19 protein-coding genes are annotated in these 24451 nt (G+C 69.1%); 10 read left to right on the top strand and 9 right to left on the bottom strand.

The window, feature by feature from the left end:
* Window positions 1–193 precede the first annotated feature (193 nt).
* From ACIGFL_RS01590 to ACIGFL_RS01620, 7 genes are all read left to right on the top strand, one after another.
* On the top strand, window positions 194–2488 hold the full coding sequence (locus ACIGFL_RS01590; protein WP_397495905.1) for a YgiQ family radical SAM protein: 2295 nt from the start codon (window positions 194–196) through the stop codon (window positions 2486–2488).
* Window positions 2489–2658: 170 nt separating this feature from the next.
* Complete coding sequence (locus tag ACIGFL_RS01595) at window positions 2659–3903, top strand: parallel beta-helix domain-containing protein (RefSeq protein ID WP_397495906.1); 1245 nt, start codon at window positions 2659–2661, stop codon at window positions 3901–3903.
* Window positions 3900–5006 (top strand): SO2930 family diheme c-type cytochrome, encoded by a 1107-nt coding sequence (locus tag ACIGFL_RS01600; RefSeq protein WP_397495907.1) that lies wholly within the window; start codon window positions 3900–3902, stop codon window positions 5004–5006. Before ACIGFL_RS01595 ends, ACIGFL_RS01600 begins: the two co-directional genes overlap by 4 nt.
* A gap of 154 nt (window positions 5007–5160) precedes the next feature.
* Window positions 5161–8454, top strand: a complete 3294-nt coding sequence (locus tag ACIGFL_RS01605; protein WP_397495908.1) for a DUF2126 domain-containing protein — start codon at window positions 5161–5163, stop codon at window positions 8452–8454.
* Between the two features lie 119 nt (window positions 8455–8573).
* Window positions 8574–11060 (top strand): circularly permuted type 2 ATP-grasp protein, encoded by a 2487-nt coding sequence (locus ACIGFL_RS01610; protein ID WP_397495909.1) that lies wholly within the window; start codon window positions 8574–8576, stop codon window positions 11058–11060.
* Window positions 11057–11953 (top strand): transglutaminase N-terminal domain-containing protein, encoded by an 897-nt coding sequence (locus tag ACIGFL_RS01615; RefSeq protein WP_397495910.1) that lies wholly within the window; start codon window positions 11057–11059, stop codon window positions 11951–11953. Before ACIGFL_RS01610 ends, ACIGFL_RS01615 begins: the two co-directional genes overlap by 4 nt.
* A 113-nt stretch (window positions 11954–12066) precedes the next feature.
* Window positions 12067–12918, top strand: a complete 852-nt coding sequence (locus tag ACIGFL_RS01620) for a mechanosensitive ion channel family protein (protein WP_021445282.1) — start codon at window positions 12067–12069, stop codon at window positions 12916–12918.
* A gap of 465 nt (window positions 12919–13383) precedes the next feature.
* On the opposite strand, the gene ACIGFL_RS01625 is transcribed toward ACIGFL_RS01620, so the two are convergent.
* The 8 genes from ACIGFL_RS01625 to ACIGFL_RS01660 all read right to left on the bottom strand — a co-directional run bounded on the left by ACIGFL_RS01625 (window position 13384) and on the right by ACIGFL_RS01660 (window position 20193).
* Entirely contained in the window at window positions 13384–14328 is a 945-nt protein-coding gene (locus ACIGFL_RS01625) for a DUF808 domain-containing protein (protein ID WP_397495911.1), read from the bottom strand.
* Between the two features lie 385 nt (window positions 14329–14713).
* Window positions 14714–15196 carry a LysE family transporter gene (locus tag ACIGFL_RS01630; RefSeq protein WP_397495912.1) on the bottom strand — a complete coding sequence of 161 codons (483 nt, stop codon included), beginning with the start codon at window positions 15194–15196 and terminating at the stop codon, window positions 14714–14716.
* Between the two features lie 562 nt (window positions 15197–15758).
* Window positions 15759–16670 (bottom strand): glycerophosphodiester phosphodiesterase, encoded by a 912-nt coding sequence (locus tag ACIGFL_RS01635; protein ID WP_397495913.1) that lies wholly within the window; start codon window positions 16668–16670, stop codon window positions 15759–15761.
* Window positions 16671–16830: 160 nt separating this feature from the next.
* Entirely contained in the window at window positions 16831–17403 is a 573-nt protein-coding gene (locus ACIGFL_RS01640) for a HupE/UreJ family protein (RefSeq protein ID WP_397495914.1), read from the bottom strand.
* 21 nt (window positions 17404–17424) lie between these two features.
* Entirely contained in the window at window positions 17425–18039 is a 615-nt protein-coding gene (gene ureG, locus ACIGFL_RS01645) for an urease accessory protein UreG (RefSeq protein WP_021445446.1), read from the bottom strand.
* Between the two features lie 13 nt (window positions 18040–18052).
* Window positions 18053–18727, bottom strand: a complete 675-nt coding sequence (locus ACIGFL_RS01650) for an urease accessory protein UreF (RefSeq protein WP_397495915.1) — start codon at window positions 18725–18727, stop codon at window positions 18053–18055.
* A 32-nt stretch (window positions 18728–18759) separates the two neighbouring features.
* A complete protein-coding gene (gene ureE, locus ACIGFL_RS01655) occupies window positions 18760–19260 on the bottom strand; it encodes an urease accessory protein UreE (protein WP_397495916.1) in 501 nt (166 codons plus the stop codon).
* Window positions 19261–19557: 297 nt separating this feature from the next.
* The gene (locus tag ACIGFL_RS01660) at window positions 19558–20193 is read right to left on the bottom strand and encodes a TetR family transcriptional regulator (protein WP_021445183.1); all 636 of its coding nucleotides are present in this window, start codon (window positions 20191–20193) and stop codon (window positions 19558–19560) included.
* 153 nt (window positions 20194–20346) lie between these two features.
* Here ACIGFL_RS01660 and ACIGFL_RS01665 point away from each other — a divergent pair, with 153 nt between their 5' ends.
* Window positions 20347–21447 carry a ferredoxin reductase gene (locus ACIGFL_RS01665; RefSeq protein ID WP_397495917.1) on the top strand — a complete coding sequence of 367 codons (1101 nt, stop codon included), beginning with the start codon at window positions 20347–20349 and terminating at the stop codon, window positions 21445–21447.
* Window positions 21405–22526, top strand: a complete 1122-nt coding sequence (locus ACIGFL_RS01670) for a fatty acid desaturase family protein (protein ID WP_397495918.1) — start codon at window positions 21405–21407, stop codon at window positions 22524–22526. The genes ACIGFL_RS01665 and ACIGFL_RS01670 overlap by 43 nt, the downstream gene beginning before the upstream one ends.
* An 82-nt stretch (window positions 22527–22608) precedes the next feature.
* Here the strand turns inward: ACIGFL_RS01670 and ACIGFL_RS01675 are convergent, their stop codons facing one another.
* On the bottom strand, window positions 22609–23040 hold the full coding sequence (locus ACIGFL_RS01675; protein WP_397495919.1) for a hypothetical protein: 432 nt from the start codon (window positions 23038–23040) through the stop codon (window positions 22609–22611).
* Window positions 23041–23328: 288 nt separating this feature from the next.
* Between ACIGFL_RS01675 and ACIGFL_RS01680 the strand changes: the two genes are divergently transcribed.
* Complete coding sequence (locus tag ACIGFL_RS01680) at window positions 23329–24228, top strand: AEC family transporter (protein WP_122109127.1); 900 nt, start codon at window positions 23329–23331, stop codon at window positions 24226–24228.
* The last annotated feature ends 223 nt before the right edge of the window (window positions 24229–24451 follow it).

The following is a 24451-nucleotide window of genomic DNA, read 5'->3' on the forward strand; positions in this document are numbered from 1 at the left end:
AGAGAGAAAACGCCCCACCCGCTTACCCCTTGTGCCGGGCCGTCTGGCGGCCGCCGGATTTGGTCTCTGGCTCCGAGTATAGCCATTGGCCAGGGTCGTGATCACAAAAGATTTGGCGCCGCCGGGGTGGGTGGGTTGATCACTTTTTATGCTATGATCCGCGCCCCTTCGAGAGCCCGATCGATCAAAAAACATGCAAGCCGCCAAGCCGCTGTTCGACTATCCCAAGTACTGGGCCGAGTGTTTCGGGCCCGCACCCTTCCTGCCGATGAGCCGGGAAGAGATGGATCAGCTCGGCTGGGACAGCTGCGACATCATCATCGTCACCGGTGATGCCTACGTCGACCATCCCTCGTTCGGCATGGCCATCATCGGCCGCCTGCTCGAGGCCCAGGGCTTTCGCGTCGGCATCATCGCGCAGCCGGACTGGCGCAGCAAAGACGACTTCATGAAGCTCGGCGAGCCGAACCTGTTCTTCGGCGTGGCGGCGGGCAATATGGACTCGATGATCAACCGCTACACCGCCGACAAGAAGGTCCGCAGCGACGACGCCTACACCCCCGGTGGCCTGGCCGGCAAGCGCCCGGATCGCGCCAGCCTGGTCTATAGCCAGCGCTGCAAGGAGGCCTTCAGCCATGTGCCGGTGGTGCTCGGCGGTATCGAGGCATCCTTGCGCCGCATCGCCCACTACGACTACTGGCAGGACAAGGTGCGCCGTTCGATCCTGATGGACGCCACCGCCGACATCCTGCTCTACGGCAACGCCGAGCGCGCGGTGGTCGAGGTGGCCCAGCGCCTGTCGCGCGGCGAGTCGATCGAGACCATCACCGATATCCGCGGCACTGCCTTCGTCCGTCGCGACACCCCCGCGGGTTGGTTCGAGGTCGACTCCACCCGCATCGACCGCCCGGGGCGCATCGACAAGATCATCAACCCCTACGTCAACACCCAGGACACCGCCGCCTGCGCCATCGAGCAGGAGAAGGGGCCTGTTGAAGACCCCAACGAAGCCAAGGTCGTGCAGATCCTCGAAAGCCCGCGCATGACCCGCGACAAGACGGTGATCCGCCTGCCGTCCTTCGAGAAGGTGCGCAACGACCCGGTGCTCTACGCCCATGCCAACCGCGTGCTGCACCTGGAGACCAACCCGGGCAACGCCCGCGCCCTGGTGCAGAAGCATGGCGAGGTGGACGTCTGGTTCAACCCGCCGCCCATCCCCATGACCACCGAGGAAATGGACTACGTGTTCGGCATGCCCTATGCGCGCGTGCCGCACCCGGCCTATGGCAAGGAGAAGATCCCGGCCTACGAGATGATCCGCTTCTCGGTGAACATCATGCGTGGCTGCTTCGGCGGCTGCACCTTCTGCTCGATCACCGAGCACGAGGGGCGCATCATCCAGAACCGCTCGCACGAGTCGATCATCCGCGAGATCGAGGAGATGCGCGACAAGGTGCCGGGCTTCACCGGCGTGGTCTCCGACCTCGGCGGGCCGACCGCCAACATGTACCGCATCGCCTGCAAGGATCCGGAGATCGAGAAGCACTGCCGCAAGCCGTCCTGCGTGTTCCCCGGCATCTGCGAGAACCTCAATACCGACCACAGCTCGTTGATCGAGCTGTACCGCAAGGCCCGCGCCCTGCCCGGGGTGAAGAAGATCCTGATCGCCTCCGGCCTGCGCTACGACCTGGCGGTGGAGTCGCCGGAGTACGTCAAGGAGCTGGTCACCCACCACGTCGGTGGCTATCTGAAGATCGCCCCGGAGCACACCGAGCGTGGTCCGCTGGACAAGATGATGAAGCCGGGGATCGGCAGCTACGACCGCTTCAAGCAGATGTTCGAGAAGTACTCGAAGGAGGCGGGCAAGGAGCAGTACCTGATCCCCTACTTTATCGCCGCGCACCCGGGCACCACCGACGAGGACATGCTCAACCTCGCCCTGTGGCTCAAGCGCAACGGTTTCCGCGCCGACCAGGTACAGGCCTTCTATCCCTCGCCGATGGCCACCGCCACCGCTATGTACCACTCGGGCAAGAACCCGCTGCGCAAGGTCACCTACAAGAGCGACGGCGTGACCATCGTCAAGAGCGAGCAGCAGCGTCGCCTGCACAAGGCCTTCCTGCGCTATCACGACCCGAAAGGTTGGCCGCTGCTGCGTGAGGCCCTGACGCGCATGGGCCGTAGCGATCTGATCGGTAACGGTAAGCATCACCTGATTCCCACCTATCAGCCGCAGACCGACGAGTACCAGAGCGCACGGCGCAAGAACTCGACACCGGCTGGCAGCAAGAAGGTCGGCGGGGCTGCCGGCGGCAAGATTCTGACCCAGCATAACGGCCTGCCGCCACGCGCCAGCGACGGCGGCAAGCCCTGGGACAAGCGCGAGCAGGCCAAGGCCGCCGCCTTCGCCAAGCTGCAGGAGCAGAAGAAGGGCGGCAAGTCGGGTGGCGGCGGCAAGAAGAAGCCACGCCCGGTAGCGCCGCGCTAGAGCGCAACGCCAGCCTCGTGCTGGCGTTGTCGTTTCTGCTGTGCCGTAGCCCGGATGCAATCCGGGGAATCCTCGTGGCATATGCCCGGATTGCATCCGGGCGATGGGCTTGGTTTACGCTCTATTTGGAACTATAGTTCCAAAATATAAGAACAACACCGGAGTCCGTCATGCGTAGTGCCGCGCCAGCCCTGCTCGCCCTGTCCCTGTTGCTCGCCGCCTGCAGCGAGTCGCCGCCGCCCGCGGCCGATCTGGATTTCCAGAAGCAGCTGCAGACCCGGCTGATCAAGGCCAAGCCGGGCGAGGTGATCGAGATTCCCGCCGGTACCTTTCAGCTCGATCGCGGCTTGAGCCTCAAGGTCAGCGGCGTGACCCTGCGCGGCGCCGGCATGGATCGCACCATCCTCAACTTCAAGGGGCAGAAGTCCGGCGCCGAGGGGCTGCTGGTGAACGCCTCGGACTTCACCATCGAGGACCTGGCCCTGGAGGACAGCAAGGGCGACGCGCTCAAGGTGGTCGGCGGCCGGAACATCATCATCCGCCGCGTACGCACCGAGTGGACCAACGGCCCGGCCACCGAGAACGGCGCCTACGGCATCTACCCGGTGCAGACCGAGAACGTGCTGGTCGACGGCGTGGTGGCCATCGGCGCCTCGGACGCCGGCATCTACGTCGGCCAGTCGCGCAACGTGGTGGTGCGCAACAGCCGCGCCGAGCGCAACGTCGCCGGCATCGAGATCGAGAACACCATCGGCGCCGACGTCCATGACAACCTCGCCACCGGCAATACCGGCGGGATCCTGGTGTTCAACATGCCCAACCTGCCGCAGCCGGGGCATACCACGCGGGTCTACCGCAACAGGGTCGAGGGCAACAACCACAAGAACTTCGGGCACAAGGGCACGCCGGTGGCGAGCATTCCGGCCGGCTCGGGGGTGGTGATCAACTCCAACGACCAGGTGGAGATCTTCGACAACGACATCGGCGAGCACCGCACCGCCAACGTCATCGTCAGCAGCTACTTCAGCACCGGCTACAGCGATCTCTCCACCGAGGCGGATTTCGACCCCTATCCGGAAGCCATCCATATCCACGGTAACCGTTTCGGCCCGGGCGGCAACAGTCCGGACAACCTCGAGCTGAAGGCGCTGAAGCTGGCCAAGTTCGGCCTCAACGGCCGTCTGCCGGACATTCTCTGGGACGGCTACGTCAACCCGGACAAGCTGGTGGACGGCAAGCTGCCGGCCCAGCTGGCGATCTGCATCGACAACGGCGACGCCGGCATCGTCAACGTCGACGGCCCTGGCGGCTACAGCAACATCAGCACCGACATGGCGCCGCATCGCTGCGAGCTGCCGCGCCTGCCGGCCGTGGAGCTGCAGGCGGCGCTGGCCGAGGCGGGCGAGGACGCATGATGCGTGGCTGGCTGGTGATCGCCGCACTGCTGCTCGGCGCCTGCGAGCAGCAGCGCGCGCCGCTGCACCTGCCCAGCGGCGAGGACTATCCCGAGCGACTCAGCGCCTGGGGCGTACTGGAGCAACGCGACGGCCGGCTGCAGCCGGCCGCTGGCGTGCTGCCCTACAACCTCAATACGCCGCTGTTCACCGACTACGCGCACAAGCTGCGCACCCTCTGGATGCCCGCGGGCAGCCAGGCGCAGTACGCCGAGGCGCGCTTCGACTATCCCGTCGGCACCGTGCTGAGCAAGACCTTCTACTACCCGCGCGACACCCAGGGCCGTCTGCTGCGCAGCGAGCAGCAGGGCGCCGAGGCGGTCGAGCTGAAGCGGGTGCGGCTGATCGAGACGCGCATCCTGCTGCGCCAGGAGCAGGGCTGGGTGGCGCTGCCCTATGTGTGGGACGCCGCCCAGCGCGAGGCGACCCTGGACTGGGCCGGCGCCAGCTTCGATCTGCAGCTGCATGACGAGCGCGGCGAGGTGCTGGCGGTCGACTACCAGGTGCCGGACGCCAATCAGTGCGCCGGTTGCCACGAGGAGCAGGCAGGCAAGGGCGTGGCGCCGCTGGGGCCGAAGGCGCGCCAGTTGAACAAGGATTTCGCCTACGCCGAGGGGCTGGCCAACCAGTTGCAGCGCTGGCAGGCCGCGGGCCTGTTGCAGGGGCTGCCGCGCGACCTGGCCGAGGTGCCGCAAAACGCCCTGTGGGGCGAGCCGCGTGCGGGGGAGGGGGTGCAGGCGCAGGCGCGCAGCTACCTGGACGCCAACTGCGCGCACTGCCACAACCGCGAGGGGCCGGGGCGCACCTCCGGGCTCTATCTCGACCCGGATACACCGCTGGGCATCGCCTATGGCCTGTGCAAGCAACCGGTGGCGGCGGGCAAGGGCTCCGGCGACCGCCTGGTGGATATCCACCCCGGTGCGCCGGAGAAATCGGTGCTGAGTTTTCGCCTGCACAGCACCGACCCCAGCATCATGATGCCCGAGCTAGGCCGCTCCAGTGTCCATCGCGAGGGGCTGGAGCTGATCGACCGCTGGATCGCCAGCCTGGACGGTGAGTGCTGAGACTGCGCCAATCTTGTGCGTCGATTCGGCCTTGGTGCAGGCCTTGCTCCGATTGAGGGCCGGGTGCGCTGGCGAGCCCGCGAAACAGGCGCCCCGGGCCCTGGCATAAGTCTTGCGCGGCTTGGCAGGTCGTCCAGGCTTGCAGGAGGCCGCCGTGTCGATCCATGTCGCGCTGCACCATGTCACCCACTACCGCTACGACCGTGCGGTGAACCTCGGCCCGCAGCTGGTGCGCCTGCGCCCGGCGCCGCACAGCCGCACGCGCATCCTTTCCTACGGGCTGAAGGTCGAGCCGGGCGAGCACTTCGTCAACTGGCAGCAGGACCCGCAGGGCAACTACCTGGCGCGCCTGGTGTTCCCCGAGAAGACCCGCGAGCTCAGGGTGGAGGTGGATCTGGTCGCCGAGATGGCGGTGTTCAACCCCTTCGACTTCTTTCTCGAGCCTTATGCCGAGCGCATTCCCTTCGCCTACACCGAGGGCGAGCAGCGCGAGCTGGCGCCCTACCTGGTCAAGCTGGCGGCCACGCCGAAGTTCGCCGAGTACCTGGCCGGCATCGACCGCGCGCCCACGGCCAGCGTGGATTTTCTGGTGGCGCTGAATCAGCGGCTGTCCGGCGATATCCGCTACCTGATCCGTCTGGAGCCGGGCGTGCAGACGCCCGAGCAGAGCCTGGAGAAGGCCTCCGGCTCCTGCCGCGACTCGGCCTGGCTGCTGGTGCAGCTGCTGCGCCACCTGGGCCTGGCGGCGCGCTTCGTCTCCGGCTACCTGATCCAGCTGACCGCCGACGTCAAAGCCCTCGACGGCCCCTCCGGCACCGACCAGGACTTCACCGACCTGCACGCCTGGTGCGAGGTGTACCTGCCCGGCGCCGGCTGGATCGGCCTCGATCCCACCAGCGGGCTGTTCGCCGGCGAGGGCCATATCCCGCTGGCCTGCAGCCCCGAGCCGTCCTCGGCGGCGCCGATTTCCGGCGCGCTGGACGAGTGCGAATGCGAGTTCGAGCACCAGATGCAGGTGGAGCGCATCTGGGAGGCGCCGCGGGTCAGCAAGCCCTACAGCGCGGCGCAGTGGCAGGCGATCGATGCCCTTGGCCGGCAGATCGACGAGGATCTGCAGCGCCACGACGTGCGCCTGACCATGGGCGGCGAGCCGACCTTCGTCGCCCTCGACTACCCCGACGACGAGGAGTGGAACACCGCCGCGCTGGGGCCGAACAAGCGGCGCCTGGCCGCCGCGCTGTTCCACCGCCTGCGCGCGCACTATGCGCCCAAGGCCCTGGTGCACTTCGGCCAGGGCAAGTGGTACCCGGGCGAGCAGCTACCGCGCTGGTCGCTGAATTGTTTCTGGCGCCAGGACGGCGAGCCGATCTGGCACGAACCCAGGCTGCTGGCCGACGAAACGCGCGGCTACGGCGCCGACGCCGACACCGCCGCGCACTTTCTCGCGGCCCTGGCGGCGCGCCTGGATGTGGACGGCGAGTGCGTCTTCCCGGCCTACGAGGACTGGTTCTATTACCTGTGGCGCGAGCGCAAGCTGCCGGACAACGTCACCCCGGACGATTCGCGGCTGAGCGATGCGCTGGAGCGCGAGCGCCTGCGCAAGGTGTTCGACCAGGGCCTCGATGCCGTGGTCGGCCAGGTGCTGCCGCTGGCGCGGCGGGTGGACGGCGCCGGCTGGCAGAGCGGCCGCTGGTTCCTGCGCGACGAGCACTGCCGCCTGCTGCCGGGCGACTCGGCCTTAGGCTACCGCCTGCCGCTGGACTCGCTGCCCTGGGTCAGCCAGGCCGACTACCCCTATATCAACCCGGCCGATCCGGGCCAGCGCTTCGCCCCGCTGCCGAACCCGGCGCAGATCCAGCGCCAGCTGCGCGGCGTCTGGCGCGGCGCCGGCGGCAACGGCCAGGCGCCGCGCCCGGCGGTCGGCCAGTCGGCGTCCGGTATCGTGCGCACCGCGCTGTGCGCCGAGCCGCGCGAGGGGCGGCTGTATCTGTTTATGCCGCCGCTCAGCCATCTCGAAGAGTACCTGGAGCTGGTCGCGGCGATCGAGGCGGTGGCCGCCGAACTCAACTGCCCGGTGCTGCTGGAGGGCTACGAGCCGCCGCAGGACCCGCGCCTGCAGTATTTCCGCGTCACCCCCGACCCCGGGGTGATCGAGGTCAATATCCACCCCGCGGCCAGCTGGAGCGAGCTGGTCGAGCGTTGCGAGTTTCTCTACGAGGCGGCGCGGCAGTCGCGCCTGAGTAGCGAGAAATTCATGCTCGACGGCCGCCACACCGGTACCGGCGGCGGCAACCACTTCGTCCTCGGCGGCGCGACGCCGGCGGACTCGCCCTTCCTGCGCCGCCCCGATCTGCTGCGCAGCCTGATTGGCTACTGGCACAACCACCCGTCGCTGTCCTACCTGTTTTCCGGCCTGTTTATCGGCCCCACCTCGCAGGCGCCGCGGGTGGACGAGGCGCGCAACGACGCGCTGTACGAGCTGGAGATCGCCTTCGCGCAGATGCCCGAGCCGGGCCGCGACTGCCCACCCTGGCTGGTCGACCGGCTGCTGCGCAACCTGCTGGTGGACGTCACCGGCAATACTCACCGCGCCGAGTTCTGCATCGACAAGCTGTACTCGCCGGATGCGTCCAGCGGCCGCCTCGGCCTGCTCGAACTGCGCGCCTTCGAGATGCCGCCGCACGCGCAGATGAGCCTGGCCCAGCAACTGCTGCTGCGCGCGCTGATCGCCCGCTTCTGGCAGGAACCCTACCGCCCGGCCAGGCTGGTGCGCTGGGGCACCGAGCTGCACGACCGTTTCCTCCTGCCGCACTTCGTCGAGCAGGACTTTGCCGACGTGCTGCAGGAGCTGGGCGCCTTCGGCTATCGCCTGCGCGGCGAGTGGTTCGCCCCGCATTTCGAGTTCCGTTTCCCCAAGGCCGGCGACTTCGCCGTCAAGGGCATCGAGTTGGAGCTGCGCCAGGCGCTGGAGCCCTGGCACGTGCTGGGCGAGGAGGGCGCCAGCGGCGGCACCGTGCGCTACGTCGACTCGTCGCTGGAGCGCATGCAGGTCAAGCTCGGCGGCATGGCGCCGGATCGCTACGTGCTGACCTGCAACGGCGTACCGGTGCCGCTGCGGCCCACCGGCAGGGTCGGCGAGTTCGTCGGCGGCGTGCGCTTTCGCGCCTGGCAGCCGGCCAGCTGCCTGCAGCCGACCATCGGCGTGCACGCGCCGCTGGTGTTCGACCTGATCGACACCTGGATGCAGCGCTCGCTGGGCGGTTGCCAGTACCATGTGGCCCATCCCGGCGGGCGCAACTACGACAGCCTGCCGGTCAACGCCTACGAGGCCGAGAGCCGGCGCCTGGCGCGCTTCTTCCGCCTCGGCCACAGCCCGGGCAAGCGCCCTGTCATGCAACCGATCGACAATAATGAACTGCCGATGACCCTGGATCTGCGCCGCGTCTGACGTCGACTCCATTCGTGGGAGGGGGTTTAGCCGCGAATCGCCGCCGCTGAAGCGCCTCCTAGGAAGGGGCATCATCAACCTGCGTCACGCTGCACCGCCCTGCCACTGCCGAGCCTGCCATGCCCGACCTGCTAGCCGACTACCCGCCGCCTGCCGGCGCCTACCACGAACTGCTCGACGCCCAGGGCAAGGTGCGCCCGCACTGGCGCCGGCTGTACGAGCAGCTCTCACGCAGCCGCCCGGAGCAGCTGGCGCAACGCGAGGCCATGCTGGCGCGGCAGATCCAGGAAAACGGCGTGACCTACAACGTCTACGCCGACCCCGACGGCGCCGACCGGCCCTGGGAGCTGGACCTGCTGCCCAACCTGATCCCGGCCGAGGAGTGGCAGCAGATCGCCGCCGGCGTGGCCCAGCGCGCGACGCTGCTCAACCGCGTGCTGGCCGATATCTACGGCCCGCAGAAGCTGATCGCCGATGGCCTGCTGCCGGCCGAGCTGGTGTTCGGCCACAACAACTTCCTCTGGCCCTGCCAGGGCCTGCAGGTGCCCGGCGGCACCTGGCTGCACCTCTACGCGGTGGACCTGGCGCGTGCGCCGGACGGACGCTGGTGGGTCACCGCCGACCGCACCCAGGCGCCGTCTGGCGCCGGCTACGCGCTGGAGAACCGGCAGATCGTCTCGCGCGCCTTCCCCGAGCTGTACCGCGATCTGCGCGTACAGTACCTGGCCGGCTTCTTCCGCACCCTGCAGGACAGCCTGGCGCGCCAGGCGCCGAGCGGCGGCGAGACGCCGCTGGTGGTGCTGCTGACCCCCGGGCGCTTCAACGAGAGCTATTTCGAGCACCTGTACCTGGCGCGCCAGCTCGGCTACCCGCTGGTCGAGGGCAGCGACCTGACCGTGCGCGACGCCACCCTCTACCTCAAGACCCTGGCCGGCCTGCGCCGGGTGCATGCGGTGCTGCGCCGCCTCGACGACGACTATTGCGACCCGCTGGAGCTGCGCACCGACTCGGCCCTCGGCGTGCCCGGCCTGCTCGAGGCGGTGCGCCGCGGCCGGGTGCTGGTGGCCAATGCCCTGGGCAGCGGCGTGCTGGAGTCGCCCGGCCTGCCGGGCTTTCTGCCCGCCATCAGCGAGCAGCTGCTGGGCGAGGAACTGCTGTTGCCGTCCATCGCCAGCTGGTGGTGCGGCGAGCCGCCGGTGCTGGACGAGGCGCTGGAACAACTCGAGCAGCTGCAGGTGCGCCCGGCCTTCCCCTCGCAGAGCTTCGCCCCGCTGTTCGGCCGCGATCTGGACGCCGCGCAGCGCGCCGCCCTGGCCGAACGGCTCAAGGCGCGCCCCTACGCCTACGTCGCCCAGGCGCGCGCCCAGCTGTCGCAGGCGCCGGTGTGGGACGGCCGCGGCCTGCAGCCGCGCGCCATCGGCATGCGCGTGTTCGCCGTGGCCAGCGCCGACGGCTACCGGGTGATGCCCGGCGGCCTGACCCGGGTGGCCGCCGACGCCGACGCCGAGGTGGTGTCGATGCAGCGCGGCGGCGCGAGCAAGGACACCTGGGTGCTCGGCGCGCGGCACAGCGGCGGCGAGCCCTGGCAGTGGCTGCGCCCGCTGGGCAGCGCCGACCTGGTGCGCAGCGACCCCTTCCTGCCCTCGCGGGTGGTGGAGAACCTGTTCTGGTTCGGCCGCTACGGCGAGCGTTGCGAGGGCAGCGCGCGCCTGCTGCGCATCCTGCTGGCGCGCTACGTCGACGATGACGACGACCCGCAGGCGCTGCACAGCGCCCTGGCCCTGGCGCAGCAGCTGGGCCTGCTGGCCGAGGCACAGACCGGCGAACTGGAGGCGCGCCTGCTGCAGGCGCTGCTCGGCGCCGACTGGGCGGCCAGCCTGCGCGCCAACCTGCAGCGCCTGCAGTGGGCCGCCGGCAGCGTGCGCGGCAAGCTGTCCCAGGCCAACTGGCAGGCGCTGGTGGAGCTGCAGCGCGAGGCGCAGGCGCTGGAAGGCCAGCCGGCCGATTTCGGCGAGCTGCTGGATTTCCTCAACCGCCTGCTGATGTCGCTGGCGGCGCTGTCCGGCTTCGCCCTCGACGACATGACCCGCGACGACGGCTGGCGCTTTCTCATGCTCGGCCGCTGCATCGAGCGCCTGCAGTTTCTCTGTGACGCCTTCGCCGGCTTCCTGCGCAGCGGCGCCGCCACCGACCAGTCGGCGCTGGAATGGCTGCTGGAGCTGGGCAACAGCAGCATCACCTACCGCACCCGCTACCTGGCATCGGCGCAGCTGATCCCGGTGCTCGACCTGCTGCTGTTGGACGAACAGAACCCGCATGCGGTGATCTTCCAGTTGCGCACGCTGCTGCGTTCGCTGCAGCGCCTCGACGAGCGCTTCGAACTGCCGGCGCAGCTGCCGCTGCAGGAACTGGAGGCGCAGCTGGCCGGCTTCGACCTGGCCAGCCTGGAGAACCCCTTGTTCGGTCCCGGCAGCATTCGCGCCGTGCTCGACGGCCTGGCCGATCTGCTCACCGCCATCAGCCAGGCCGCCGGCACGGTGTCCGATCAGCTCGGCCTGCGCTTCTTCGTCCATGTCGACGCCAGCCAGCGGACGCAATCCTCATGAGCAGCGCGCTGTACCAGATTCTCCACGACACCCATTACCGCTACTCGGCGCCGGTCTCGCTGGCCCAGCAGCTGGCGCACCTGTGGCCGCGCGACTGCCCCTGGCAGCGCTGCCACGAGCGCGAGTTGCGCATCGCGCCGCAGCCCTGCCAGCGCCGCGACGGCCTCGATGTGTTCGGTAATCCGCTGACCCGCCTGGTGTTCGAGCGCCCGCATCAGGCACTCAGCGTCGGCGCGCGGCTGCGCGTCGAGGTGCTGGCGCGCGCGCCGCTGGAGCTGCACGACTCGCCCGCCTGGGAGGCCGCCTGCGCGGCGCTCAGTTACAGCGGCCAGGCGTTGGCGCCGGCACTGCTGGAGGCGGCGCGCTACCGTTTCGAGTCGCCCTACGTGCGCCTCAAGCAGGCCTTCGTCGACTACGCTGCCGACTGCTTCGTCGCCGGCCGGCCGCTGCTGCAGGCCGGGCAGGCGCTGATGGAGAAGATCTTCCGCGAGTTCAGCTTCGATGCCGGTGCCACCCAGGTGGCCACCCCGCTGCTGCAGGTGCTGGAGGAGCGCCGCGGCGTGTGCCAGGACTTCGCCCACCTGATGCTCGCCTGCCTGCGCTCGCGCGGCCTGGCGGCGCGCTACGTCAGCGGCTACCTGCTGACCCAGCCGCCGCCCGGCCAGCCGCGACTGATCGGCGCCGACGCCTCGCACGCCTGGGTGTCGCTGTACTGCCCGCGCCAGGGCTGGGTGGATTTCGACCCGACCAACAACCTGCGTCCGGCGCTGGAGCACATCACCCTGGCCTGGGGTCGCGATTTCGCCGACGTCTCGCCGCTGCGCGGGGTGATACTCGGCGGCGGCAGCCACGATCCGGAGGTGCAGGTGACGGTACTGCCGCTGGACGCCTGAGAACGACGCGGGCGGCTCTGCCACGGCGCCGGCGCGCCGTTGGTCGGCTGCCTGGCGGCCGGCCGGGGCGCTGCTAGCGTTGAGGGGGTTACCCCTCATCTTGGAGCACCGCCATGGACGAAACCTCGCAACTGGTTAGCGCCGGCACGGAAAAACTCACCGCCCTCTATGACCTGGTCGTGCAATACGGCGCGGCCTTCGCCATCAAGATCCTCTCCGCCATCGCCTTCTGGGTCATCGGCCGCTGGCTGATCGGCGTCGCCGTCGGCCTGGTGCAGAAGGCCCTGAGCCAGCAGAAGGTCGACCCGACCGTGCTGCGCTACGTCGGCAACTTCATCTCGGTGACCCTCAACATCATCCTGGTGATCGGCATCCTCGGTTACTTCGGCGTGCAGACCACCAGCCTGGCGGCGCTGATCGCTGCGGTCGGCCTGGCCATTGGCATGGCCTGGTCGGGGCTGCTGGCCAACCTCGCCGCCGGCGGCTTTATCATCGTCCTGCGGCCGTTCAAGGTCGGCGACTTCATCAGCGCCGGCGGGGTGGTCGGTACGGTCACCGAGATCGGCCTGTTCGTCACCGCGATCAACACCCCGGACAACGTGCTGACCCTGGTGGGCAACAACAAGATCTTCTCCGACAACATCCAGAACTTCACCCACAACCCCTTCCGCCGCGTCGAGCTCAAGGCGCAGTTGTCCGGTGCCGCCGACTGGAAGGCCGCCGCCGCCTTGCTCAAGGAGCGGGTCGGCGCGATCGCCAACGTGCTCGCCGAGCCGGCGGTGGACGTGGAAATCCTCGAGTTCAATCTGGTCGGGCCGGTGCTGGCGGTGCGCCCTTACTGCCACAACGACCATTACTGGCAGGTGTATTTCGACACCAACAAGACCATCAAGGACGCCCTCGGCGAGGGCGGTTTCCCGGCGCCGATGCCGGCGCAGACGGTGATCATGCAGCAGGCCGGCTAGCCGGCGCTGAAAAACTACCTGCGTTGCCAGCGCGGCGTTAAAAACAGGCTCAAAATGCTCATTTACTACTCGTAAACTCCGCTTTTTCGCCTGTTTTTGCCTTGCGCTGGCTGCCTCGCTTACGTTTTTCAACGGCCGGCAGCCGGCGGGGCGCGGCGAGTTGTGCACGGAATCTGTGGGTAAGTCTGTACACAAGTTCTGCAGCAAAGCCGCCGCGCCAGGCGCCATCGGCCCTGCGCGGGGCTGTTCAGCTTTTCGCCAGGGCCGCCCTCGGCGGCCTCGCTCGAGGTAAAACTTCAACGAATCCGAAGACTTGCAAGCAGTGCCGGGAGGCGCGGGCGGGCTCCGCCAGGCGGCTCGCGGTTATCCCCGGAAAGCGTGGAGCAAGCTGTGGATAAGCTTGGGGGAAGTCATGCCAGACGGCGCCGGGCAAGGGCTGCCGGCGCCTGCTCGGCAAATGATCGGTCAGGCCGTTTTGGTCGGCCGTACGGCTTGCCACAGACGCACGCCAAGGCTCGCCAGCGGCAGGGCGAGGAGGCCGGCGAGGATGCCGAGCAGCGCATTGAGCAGGGTCGGGGTCAGCGCGGCGAGCAGCGGGCCGGCCGCGCCCAGCGCGGCGGCGCCCTGCGCCATCTGCTGCACCCAGGCCTCCACCGGCGGCAGGCCGTGGACCAGGATGCCGCCGCCGACCATGAACATGGCGGCGGTGCCCAGGACCGACAGGCTCTTCATCAGCCAGGGCGCCAGGCGCAGGATGCCGCGTCCCAGCGCCTGGGCGGCGTGGCTGGCGCGCTGGCTGAGGTAGAGGCCGGCGTCGTCCAGTTTGACGATGGCGGCGACCAGGCCGTAGACGCCGACGGTCATCAGCACGGCGATGCCGCTGAGCACCGCCACCTGCTTGGCGAAGCTGGCGGCGGCGACGGTGCCGAGGGTTATGGCGATGATCTCGGCGGAGAGGATGAAGTCGGTGCGCACCGCGCCACGGATCTTGTCGCGCTCGAAGGCGACCAGGTCGACCTGCGGGTCGGCCACCGCCTCCAGCAGTTCCTGCTGCTGGGCCTGCGCCTGCGGCTTGTGCAGCAGCTTGTGCGCCAGCTTCTCGCAGCCCTCGTAGCAGAGGAACAGGCCGCCGAACATCAGCAGCGGCACCACTGCCCAGGGCGCGAAGGCGCTGATCAGCAGGGCCGCCGGCACCAGGATCAGCTTGTTCTTGAACGAGCCCTTGGCCACCGCCCAGACCACCGGCAGCTCGCGCTCGGCGCGCACGCCCGTGACCTGCTGGGCATTCAGGGCGAGGTCGTCGCCGAGCACGCCGGCGGTCTTCTTCGCGGCGACCTTGGTCATTACCGCGACGTCGTCGAGTACCGCGGCGATATCGTCGAGCAGGGCGAGCAGGCTGGTTCCGGCCATGGGGCAATCCTTGAGGGGAGGGAATGAGCGGCGCCTATCATCGCGCCAGCGTCGGGTCTTGCCCAGTGCCCGGGCCGTGCCGGCCGTCTCCGACGGCGGTGCTCAGTCGAGACGGCCCCCGCCGGTGCTGCCGCTGGCGCCGCAGGCATAGGCGGCGAGGAGGTTGCGTAACAGGCTGTGCAGGGGCATGGCGTTTCTCCCGTGTGCTCCAGGGGTGGATAGGCTGGAGTCTAGACGCGTTCGCCGGCGCCTCCGGTTGATTGTCTGGATGGGGGCGATAGCCGCGCTCTTGCCGTTGGGCTTCGCTGCGTTCAGCGCCAGCCCACGGCAGGGGAGGCCGTAGGTTGGGCTGAGGAGCCCGCGACGAAGCCCAACGAAGCCAGCCTTACAACAGCTCGGCCAGGGTCATGCCGGACAGCCCGAGCAGGGCCAGGCCGCAGGCCAGGTAGGTGAGGCGGTGCCAGAGCCGCGAGGCGGCGCGGCGGAACCAGTCCACCAGGTTCTGCGGATTGGTCAGCGACAGCGCGGCGCCGGCGGCGAAGGCGCTGCCGTCGCGGCCCTGGCCGTCGCCGCCGGGTTGCGGCGGCTGGTGCGCGTCGCGCAGCGACTGGTAGCCGAGCCAGGCCAGGTACAGGGCGCTGGCCAGGGTCAGCGGGTAGCGCACCTCGGCGCTGCCGAGCAGCAGGGCCAGGCCGGTGAGGCCGAGCGCGGCCCAGGTGGCGTCGCCCACCAGCGAGCCGATCTGCACCAGCAGGGCCGGGCGGTAGCCGTCGCGCAGGCCGCGCCGCAGGGTTTCGCTGAACACCGCGCCGGGCGCGGCGTTGAACGCGAAGCCGAGGAGCATGGCGGCGAGAAAGAAGCTGAACATGACGAATCCTTGCGAAGGGAGGCTTGCTGGTGTTTAGCAGATGGCGTGCCAGGCCATCGCAAAAAAGTTTTCCACGGCTGCTGTGGGCATTTCTGTGGGTAAGCTGAGGGTGGTGGCCCGGCGCGCCGATTCTGCGCCCTCTGCAGGCTTTCGGTGGAATTTTGAGCAGGAGGGTTTTTCCTTTGTGCACAACCACTTGACAGTGATTGGGGAATATAGCGGGGTGGTCGCGCAGTTGTCCCCGGGTTCTGTGGGGCGATCTGTGGATAAGCTCTGTGCGCTTGTTTGCAGACCACGGATAGCGCGGCTTGCAGGGCGTTGTACGGTTTTTGAGCGGCGCTGCCGGTTGCTCGCAAGCGCCCGGGTAACGCGGGTTTTGTCCAGTCCTTTCCACAGCGCTCGAGTGCGTCGGCGCAGTTATCCCGGGAAACTGTGGAGGTTTCTGTGAATAAGCTGCGGGCGGCTGTCGCCAGCCTGCCAGGGCCGCGGGGTGGCATGGCCTGGCGAATAAGTCGCCAGGCCGGCTGCGCCCTATGGGCGGCGTCGCTTGGGAGGGTGCGCCTCAGTCGGGCAGGGCGCCGAGCTGGGTGGAGCGGCCCAGCAGCTGCAGGGCGCGATCCGGGTAGTCGGTGATCAGGCCGCCGACGCCCATCTCCAGCAGGCGACGCATGGCCGGCTGTTCGTTGATGGTCCACAGCTGCACGTGCAGGCCACGGCTCTGGGCGTTGCGCAGCAGGCGCGGGGTGGCCAGGGTCAGGCCGCTGTGCCGCTGGGGAATCTGCAGGGCCTGGTAGGACGGCGACAGCAGGTCGCTCAGGCCCAGCCAGTTGAGCGCCAGCAGCAGGCGCACCGAGACCGGTCCGGCGGAGGTGGCCACCTCCGGGCAGACCTCGCGAAAGCGCTTGAGGCTGCGTTCGTGGAAGCTGCCGACTATCACCCGGTCGAGCTGGTCGTAGCTGGCCAGGGTCTCGCACAGCAGGGCTTCCATGCCGACGTCCGCGACCTTGATCTCGACCACCTTGGGCACCAGCGGGAAGCGTTCCAGCACCTCTGCGAAACTGGCGATGCGCGTGCCCTGGCCGCGGTAGGGATGGCTCTGGCCGCCGTCGGCGCTCCAGTGGTAGCCGGCGTCCAGGGCCTGCAGCTCGGCCAGGCTGTAGTGGGCGACCGGGCCCTGGCCATTGGTGGTGCGCTCCAGGGTGTCGTCGTGGATCACCACCAGTTCGGCGTCCTGGCTCAGGTGCAAGTCCATCTCCAGCATGTCGACGCCCAGGGCCACGGCGCGCTCGAAGGCGAACAGGGTGTTCTCCGGCCACAGTCCCTTGCCGCCGCGGTGGGCGATCACCAGCGGGCGCTGGCCGAGGTCGGCGAGCACCTCGGGCACGGCGGCCGGGCGGCTGGTCAGCGCCAGCACCAGCAGGGCCACGGCGAGCAGCAGCAGGGGGGCGAGCAGGAAGCGGGCGAAGCGCAACATGGGCTGGGGTCTCGAAACCGGTTCAGGGCTTTGTGCCCCAGCGGCGGGGGTGTTGGCAAGTGCAGGAGGGCGAAGCCGGGAGCGCCGTCCCCTCTCCCCGCGGGCAGAGGGGGCTCGCTAGCCCGGATGCAATCCGGGAGCTGTTCCGGGCGAGCTGTACTCAGCTTGCCAGCAGCCACATCCCGGCCAGTGCCGAGGCGGCGCCGGTCAGGCGTACCAGCGGCGCGGCGGCCTGCGGCAGCACGCGCACCAGGGCGTAGCCGCAGCCGTGCAGGGCGGCGGTGGCGACGACGAAGCCGGCGGCATAGCCGAACGGGCTGGCCAGCGCCGGCAGCTCCAGGCCGTGGGCGACGCCGTGGGTCAGGGCGAACAGGGCGGTGAGGGCGATGGACAGGGCCATCGGCAGGCGCACGGCCACCGCCACCAGCAGGCCGAAGGCCAGCACCGAGCCGGCGATGCCGGTTTCCATCAGCGGGATGGCCACGCCGGCAAAACCGAGCAGGCCGCCGAACAGCATGCTGGCGACGAAGGTGGCCGGCAGCGCCCAGCGCGCCGCACCGCTCTGCTGCGCGGCCCACAGGCCGACGGCGAGCATCGCCAGGAGGTGATCGAGGCCCAGCAGCGGGTGCGCCAGGCCGGCCAGCACGCCGGAGTGGTCGTGGCCGGCGTGGGCGAAGGCCAGGCCCGGGGTGCAGAACAGGGCGAGGGCATAGAGGGTTTTGCGCAGATTCATGTGGATCTCCTTGAGGTGGAATCAGGCCGCCGTGAGCATGCCCTGGCGTTCGATAAAGGCGATGATCTCGTCGAGGCCCTGGCCGATTTTCTGGTTGCTGAAGACGAAGGGCTTGTCGCCGCGCATCTTCAGGGTGTCGCGCTGCATCACCTCCAGCGAAGCGCCGACCAGCGGCGCCAGGTCGACCTTGTTGATCACCAAGAGGTCGGACTTGCAGATGCCCGGGCCGCCCTTGCGCGGCAGCTTGTCGCCGGCGGAGACGTCGATCACGTACAGGGTCAGGTCGGACAGCTCGGGGCTGAAGGTGGCCGAGAGGTTGTCGCCGCCGGATTCGACGATGATCAGGTCGAGGCCGGGGAAACGCCGGTTGAGCTGCTCCACCGCCTCCAGGTTGATCGAGGCGTCCTCGCGGATCGCCGTGTGCGGGCAGCCGCCGGTTTCCACGCCGATGATGCGTTCGGGCTCCAGGGCCTCGTTACGCACCAGGAACTGGGCGTCTTCCTGGGTGTAGATGTCGTTGGTGACCACGGCGATGTTGTAGCGCTCGCGCAGGGCACGGCACAGGGCCAGGGTCAGGGCGGTCTTGCCGGAACCGACCGGGCCGCCGATGCCGACGCGCAGGGGTTGGCTGTTCATCTGTTGTTCCTCGTCAGGAGCGGAAGAGACGCGAGTACTGGCGCTCGTGCGCCATGCTCGCCAGGGCCAGGCCGAAGGCGGCACTGCCCCAGTGTTCGGGGGTTAGGGTTTCGGCCTGGCGCTGCGCCGCCTCGAGCTGCGGCAGCAGGCTACTGGTCAGGCGCTGGGCGGCCTGCTGGCCCAGCGGCAGGGTCTTCATCAGCACCGCCAGCTGGTTCTCCAGCCAGCCCCAGAGCCAGGCGGCCAGGGCCTCGTTGGGGGCGATGCGCCAGGCACGCGCGGCCAGCGCCCAGGCCAGGGCCAGGCCCGGCTCGCGCTGCCCGGTGAGAAAGGCGCGCGCCGCGTCGTCCAGCTCCGGCAGGCCGTCGAGCAGTTGCCGCAGCGAGTAGCCCATCTGCCGGCTCTCCAAGGCCAGTTCGCGGGTTTCGCGGCTGGCGCGGTGCCGCTCGGCCAGTGCCTGCAGCTGCACCCAGTCGCCGTCCTGCGCGGCTTGGCAGTGGGCCAGCAGCAGCGGCGCCTCGAAGCGGGCGAGGTTGAGCGCGAGCTGATCGGCCAGCCAGCGTTCGGCGCCATCGGCATCCGTGATCAGGCCACTGTCCACCGCCCATTCCAGGCCCTGGGAGTAGCTGTAGCCGCCGATCGGCAGCTGCGGGCTGGCCAGGCGCAGCAGGGCCCAGGCCGGGTTCATGGCGCACCCCAGGCGAAATGGCGCGTTCGGGGTCACTTGCGCACCCCGAACTGGTGCAGGCGCGGGCCGTAGTTGAACTCGGCGTCGCCCTGGTGCGAATGATGGTGGCCGCCGCCATAGGCGCCCTGTTCCGGCTGGTAGGGCGCCTCCACGGCTTCGACCGTTGCGCCGAGCTGTTCGAGCATGGCCTTGAGCACGTAGTCGTCGGGCAGGCGCAGCCAGCCGTCGCCCAGTTGCAGGGCGACGTGGCGGTTGCCCAGGTGGTAGGCGGCGCGCATCAGCTCGAAGGGGCTGGCGCAGGTCACGTGCAGCAGCGGCTCGGGCCTGGCCCGCACGCGCACCACGCGGCCGTCCTCGGCCTGCAGGCAGTCGCCGTCGGCCAGCGCCGGCTGGCCGCGTTCGAGAAACAGGCCGACCTCCTCGCCCGCGGTGGTGAAGCAGCGCAGGCGGCTCTTGCTGCGCGCCTCGAAGCTCAGCTGCAGTTCGGCGTCGGGGGCCTGCTGCGGCGCGATTCGGCGGTGGATCACCAGCATATGCATCGATTCCGGAAAGGGGATGCCCGGAAATAGTGCAAGGGGCTTGCCAGGCGCCGCTAGCAGGCTGTTGAAAAACTACCTGCGTTGCCATTGCGGCGTTAAAAACAGGCTCAAAATGCTCATTTACTACTCGTAAACTCCGCTTTTTCGCCTGTTTTTGCCTTGCACTGGCTGCCTCGCCTACGTTTTTCAACGGCCTGCTGGGCCGCACGGCTGTGGGTTGTGGATAACTTGGCGAGGCAGTCAGGTTTTATTTGGTGCATGCCGGGCTGGGCGTGCACCATGGTGGTGCGCTCAGCCGGCGGGCTTGCCCAGGCCCTGCCAGTGCTTGCCGCCGATCATCACGAAGCGCAGTTGCTGGATGATCTTGGCTTCGGCGCTGAGGTGCGCCGGCAGGTTGTCCGCCGGCGGGTCGATGAGTTCCGGCAGGGTGGCGAACACGGTTTTCACCACCAGGTCGGAGACCACCTCGCGCGCCGCGTCGTCGAGGTGCGGCATGCGGTTCATCAGCTTGAGGTCGGCGGCCAGGTCGCCGGTGATGCGCTCGCGCAGCGCGGCGATGGCCTGGCGCACCGGCTGCGAGCCGCCGTACTGCTCGCGGGCGAGGAACAGGAACTGGGCGCGGTTGGCCGCCACCTCGGCGAGGAAGATGCGCACCGAGGCGTCGATCATCCCGCGTACCTCGAACTCGTGGCGGCGTACGCGGCGAATGGCGGCGCGGAAGGTTTCACCGACCTCCGCCACCAGGGCCAGGCCGAGCTCATCCATGTCGGCGAAGTGGCGGTAGAAACCGGTGGGCACTATGCCGGCGACCCGGGTGACTTCGCGCAGGCTCAGGCTGCCGAAACCACGCCCGCTCTCCATCAGGCTCAGGGCGGCGTCCATCAGGGCCTGGCGGGTCTGCTGCTTCTGTTCGGCGCGTGGCGTCATGCGGGGTCTGGGTCGGTGAGCGATGCCGCACTCTAGCAAATGCGCGCGGCGAGCGTCGAACCAGGATGGTGCGGGCGTTTAAGTGTACAAGTGTTGACTGAACTGGGCGGCGTCTGGCAGCCTTGTGCACAACTGTTCACTGGAACTGCATCGATGGCCCTGATTCCCCTGTCCCTGGCGCGCCGCCTGGCCCGCCCGCTGCAGCCGCTGCGCGCGCTGTGCGCCGGCGGCTGGCTGCGCGAGGCGGACGTCGACTGCTGGCTGCGCCTGCTGCACCCGGCGCTGCGCCTGAACCGGGTGTGCGCCCGGGTCGAGGCGCGCCAGTGGGTCGCCGATGACATGCTCGCCCTGCGCCTGCGCTGCAACGGCAACGCCCGCGGCTGGCGCGCCGGCCAGCATGTGCAGCTGTACCTGGCGCAGGACGGCGTGCGCCATGGGCGCAGCTACAGCCTGACAGCGGTGGCGGCGGACGGGCGTGTCGAGCTGGCGATCAAGCGTCAGCCGGGCGGACGCCTGTCCAGCCTGTTGCTGGAGCGCGTCGAGGTCGGCCAGGTGGTGGAGCTGGGCGCGGCCTTTGGCGATCTGCGCTGGCCGGCGGATGGCCGGCCGGTGCTGCTGCTGGCCGCCGGCAGCGGCATCACGCCGCTGCTCGGGCTGCTGCGCGAGGCGCTGGCGCGCGGCTACGCCGCCCCGGTGACGCTGCTGCACCAGGTGCGCCGCCGCGCCCAGCGCGCCTTCGTCGACGAGTTGCAGGCGCTGGCCGCACGCCACCCGAATCTGCAGCTGCGCTGGGCGCTTAGCGGCGAGCCGGCGCGGCCGGGCGAGTTCGCCGGTCGGCTGAGCGCCGAGCGCCTGGCCGAGTTGCCCGGCGAGCATCTGCTGGTGTGCGGCCCGCGTGGCTTCGTCGAGCAGGCGCAGGCCGGGTGGCAGGCGGCGGGGCGCGGCGCCAGCCTGCAATGGGAAAGCTTCAGTCCGCCGGCGCCGCTCGACGGCACCGGCACGGTGCGCCTGGGTTTTGCCCGCAGCCGCCAGCAGGCCGCCGGCAACACTGGCCAGAGCCTGCTGGAGCAGGCCGAGGCCAACGGCCTGCGGCCGGCCCACGGCTGCCGCCAGGGCATCTGCGCCAGTTGCACCTGCACCCTGCTCAGCGGCGCGGTGCGCGACCTGCGCAGCGGCGCGCTGTTCGCCGAGCCGGGGCAACCCATTCGTCTATGCATCAGCGCCCCGCATGGGGATGTGGAGATCGACCTGTGAACAACCGCCCCGACCGCGAACTGAGTCCGGCCGAGCTGCAGGCCTTCGGCGCCGAACTGGACGCCCTGCGCCGGCGTACCCTGGACGATCTGGGCGAGGCGGATGCGCGCTATATCCGCCGAGTGCGCGGCGCGGTGCGCCTGTGCTGCTGGAGCGGGCGCGCGCTGCTGATGTTCGGCTGGTTCCCGCCGACCTGGCTGCTCGGCAGCCTGCTGCTGGGCCTGGGCAAGATCCTCGAGAACATGGAGCTGGGCCACAACGTCATGCACGGCCAGTACGACTGGATGAACGACCCGGAATTCGCCGGTCGCCGGTACGAGTGGGACATAGTCGGCCCGGCCGATTTCTGGCGGCACACCCATAATCACGTCCACCACAGCTACACCAATGTGCTGGGCATGGACGACGACGTCGGCTACGGCGTGGTGCGGCTGTTTCCCGAGCAGCGCTGGAAGCCCTTCTACCGCTGGCAGCCGCTGTGGGTGACGATCCAGGCGCTGCTGTTCCAGTACGCCGTGGCCATCCAGCATCTGCGCCTGGACCAGCTGCTCAAGGGCCGTATCGGCCAGGACGAGGTGCGCCCGCTGGCGCGCCGCTTCGGCGCCAAGCTGGCGCGCCAGTGGGGCAAGGACTACCTGGCGTTTCCGCTGCTGGCCTTGCTGCTCGGCGCCAACGCCCTGGCCGTGCTGGCGGGCAATTTGCTGGCCAACCTGCTGCGCAACCTGTGGACCTTCCTGGTGATCTTCTGCGGCCACTTCACCGAGCAGGCGGCGGTGTTTGCGCCGGCGGTGCTGCAGGGCGAGACGCGCGGCCACTGGTACCTGCGCCAGCTGCGCGGCTCGAGCAACCTGAGCGGCGGGCCGCTGCTGCATATTCTCACCGGCAACCTCAGCCACCAGATCGAGCACCACCTGTTCCCCGACCTGCCGGCGCGGCGCTATGCCGAACTGGCGCGCGAGGTGCGCCAGATCGCCGCGCGCTATGGCCAGCATTACAACTGCGGCAGCCTGTGGGCTCAGTTCGGAACCGTGCTACGGCGCATCTGGATCTACCGTTTGCCCGCTGCAGGAAGGGCGTGACTCGCCATTTACGCGCGTGGTTCGCGCGAAAGGGCATAAAAAAAGCCCGGCATGCGCCGGGCTTGGGGGGGGGCGATAGGGCTCAGGCCGTGCGCCCGCGTTGCTCGATCAGACGATCGGCGCCGCCTTCGGCCAACTGCACGCGTTGGGCGCCCGGAGTGCGCTCGTAGCCGCCTTCTACCAGCTGGATGCGCTGGCTGCCGGGGGTGCGGTCGGAGCCGTCCTCGGCCAGTTGGATGCGCTGGGCGCCGGGGGTGCGCTCGTAGCCGCCTTCCACCAGCTGGATGCGCTGGCTGCCGGGGGTGCGGTCGGAGCCGTCTTCGGCCAGTTGGATACGTTGGGCGCCCGGCGTGCGCTCGGCACCGTTCTCGGCCAGCGGCGCGACGGGTTGCTGTTGCACTTGGCTGTCCTTGGCTTCGCCCACCAGAGGGAAGGGCGCGCTGCTCGGCGCGGCGAAAACGCTGGTGGTCAGCAGGCTAAGGGCCAGGGCGGCGAGGGTCAGTTGGCTTTTCATGTCGATGTCTCCGTAGGGAGTGATAAGTGACTTCGGGGTCAATTGTTCGGGACATGCGCGCAGATAAGAACTTGACTGGCCTGATAGTGACCATCGACCCTGTTGATGCAGGCTGCAAAGTCTCTGCAATGGGGCTTTCAGCTCGTGTCCAAGGCCTTGCCAGGCGGTTTTGCTGGGGTGTTCGGCGCGCGCTCGCCGGGTCGCATCCTCGGCCTGCCGCGCGTATGCTTGGCGCCCCTTGCGCGGGCCGCTTCCGGTTGACGCGATTTTCTGGAGGCAGGTGCACCCATGCTCGCGGTACAGGCGATTCTGCCGATCTTCGCCCTGATCGTTCTCGGCTATCTGTTGGGCTGGCGCCAGTGGCTCACCAGCGAGTCGGCGGCCGGGCTGGCCAATATCACCTTCAAGCTGTTCATGCCGACGCTGCTGTTCGCCGGCATCGCCAAGGCGTCGCTGGCCGAGGGCCTGTCGCCGATGCTGCTGCTGGCCTACTACCTGCCGGTGCTGCTGGTGTTCGCCGCGGTCAACGCACTGGCTCACTGGCGTCGCGGCACGGCGTCGCCGCTGGGGCTGGTAGCGGCCTTCTCCAACAACGTGCTGGTGGGCATCCCGCTGATCGCCAGCCTGATGGGCAACGACGGTCTGCTCTACGTCTTCGCCATCCTGGTGTTCCACAGCCTTACGCTGTTTTCCCTGCACAGCTTCTACGCCGCCTTCGGCAGCCAGGAGCGGGTCGACGGCCGCGCGCTGCTGAACAACCTGGCCAACCCGATGATCATCGGCCTGGCGCTCGGCGCCTTGCTCAACCTGTCCGGGCTGGTGGTGCCGGAGAGCCTGTGGCGGGCGGTGACCTGGCTGGGCCAGGCTGCCTTGCCCTGCGCGCTGATCGTGCTCGGCGCCAGCCTGTCGCGCTACCGCTTGCGCCCCACCGGCGAGGCCTGGGGCGTGGCGCTGGCCAAGCTGGCGCTGTTCCCGGCGCTGGTCTGGTGGCTCAGCGGCCAGCTGCCGGGGCTGAACGACACGGCGCGCACGGTGCTGGTGCTGCTCGCCGCCTGCCCCAGCGGGGTCAACGTGATGGCCTTTGCCCGCAACGCCGAGGACAGCCGCAGCGTCAGCGCGGCGATTTCGCTGTCGACCCTGCTGGCGGCGATCAGCTTGCCGCTGTGGATGCTGGCGGTGGGCTTCTGATAACCGGCGGCTGTGTGCCGATCATGGCCAGATGCCCCCGGAATAGGAACCGGCGCGCACCGCCTCGGTGCTCGCCGCCTTCCTGGCGCGCTGCGGCTCTAGCCCGGTAGTTTTCAAGCCGTTGATTTTGTTCGGGGAAGGGCGCGGCCAGGGTGGCTGGCGCGTTTCCTGCTATGGCCAGGCGGGGCGGTTGGCTTTGGCGAATCTTCGTCTAGGCTGACGA

The sequence above is a fragment of the Pseudomonas sp. NPDC077649 genome (assembly GCF_044542855.1).
GTDB lineage: Bacteria > Pseudomonadota > Gammaproteobacteria > Pseudomonadales > Pseudomonadaceae > Aquipseudomonas.

Bases quoted from the DNA above. Each gene is read 5' to 3' on its own strand.
- ACIGFL_RS01590 (WP_397495905.1), top strand. From the start codon at position 194: ATGCAAGCCGCCAAGCCGCTGTTCGACTATCCCAAGTACTGGGCCGAG.
- ACIGFL_RS01595 (WP_397495906.1), top strand. From the start codon at position 2,659: ATGCGTAGTGCCGCGCCAGCCCTGCTCGCCCTGTCCCTGTTGCTCGCC.
- ACIGFL_RS01600 (WP_397495907.1), top strand. From the start codon at position 3,900: ATGATGCGTGGCTGGCTGGTGATCGCCGCACTGCTGCTCGGCGCCTGC.
- ACIGFL_RS01610 (WP_397495909.1), top strand. From the start codon at position 8,574: ATGCCCGACCTGCTAGCCGACTACCCGCCGCCTGCCGGCGCCTACCAC.
- ACIGFL_RS01615 (WP_397495910.1), top strand. From the start codon at position 11,057: ATGAGCAGCGCGCTGTACCAGATTCTCCACGACACCCATTACCGCTAC.
- ACIGFL_RS01620 (WP_021445282.1), top strand. From the start codon at position 12,067: ATGGACGAAACCTCGCAACTGGTTAGCGCCGGCACGGAAAAACTCACC.
- ACIGFL_RS01625 (WP_397495911.1), bottom strand. From the start codon at position 14,328: ATGGCCGGAACCAGCCTGCTCGCCCTGCTCGACGATATCGCCGCGGTA.
- ACIGFL_RS01630 (WP_397495912.1), bottom strand. From the start codon at position 15,196: ATGTTCAGCTTCTTTCTCGCCGCCATGCTCCTCGGCTTCGCGTTCAAC.
- ACIGFL_RS01635 (WP_397495913.1), bottom strand. From the start codon at position 16,670: ATGTTGCGCTTCGCCCGCTTCCTGCTCGCCCCCCTGCTGCTGCTCGCC.
- ACIGFL_RS01640 (WP_397495914.1), bottom strand. From the start codon at position 17,403: ATGAATCTGCGCAAAACCCTCTATGCCCTCGCCCTGTTCTGCACCCCG.
- ureG (WP_021445446.1), bottom strand. From the start codon at position 18,039: ATGAACAGCCAACCCCTGCGCGTCGGCATCGGCGGCCCGGTCGGTTCC.
- ACIGFL_RS01650 (WP_397495915.1), bottom strand. From the start codon at position 18,727: ATGAACCCGGCCTGGGCCCTGCTGCGCCTGGCCAGCCCGCAGCTGCCG.
- ureE (WP_397495916.1), bottom strand. From the start codon at position 19,260: ATGCTGGTGATCCACCGCCGAATCGCGCCGCAGCAGGCCCCCGACGCC.
- ACIGFL_RS01660 (WP_021445183.1), bottom strand. From the start codon at position 20,193: ATGACGCCACGCGCCGAACAGAAGCAGCAGACCCGCCAGGCCCTGATG.
- ACIGFL_RS01665 (WP_397495917.1), top strand. From the start codon at position 20,347: ATGGCCCTGATTCCCCTGTCCCTGGCGCGCCGCCTGGCCCGCCCGCTG.
- ACIGFL_RS01670 (WP_397495918.1), top strand. From the start codon at position 21,405: ATGCATCAGCGCCCCGCATGGGGATGTGGAGATCGACCTGTGAACAAC.
- ACIGFL_RS01675 (WP_397495919.1), bottom strand. From the start codon at position 23,040: ATGAAAAGCCAACTGACCCTCGCCGCCCTGGCCCTTAGCCTGCTGACC.
- ACIGFL_RS01680 (WP_122109127.1), top strand. From the start codon at position 23,329: ATGCTCGCGGTACAGGCGATTCTGCCGATCTTCGCCCTGATCGTTCTC.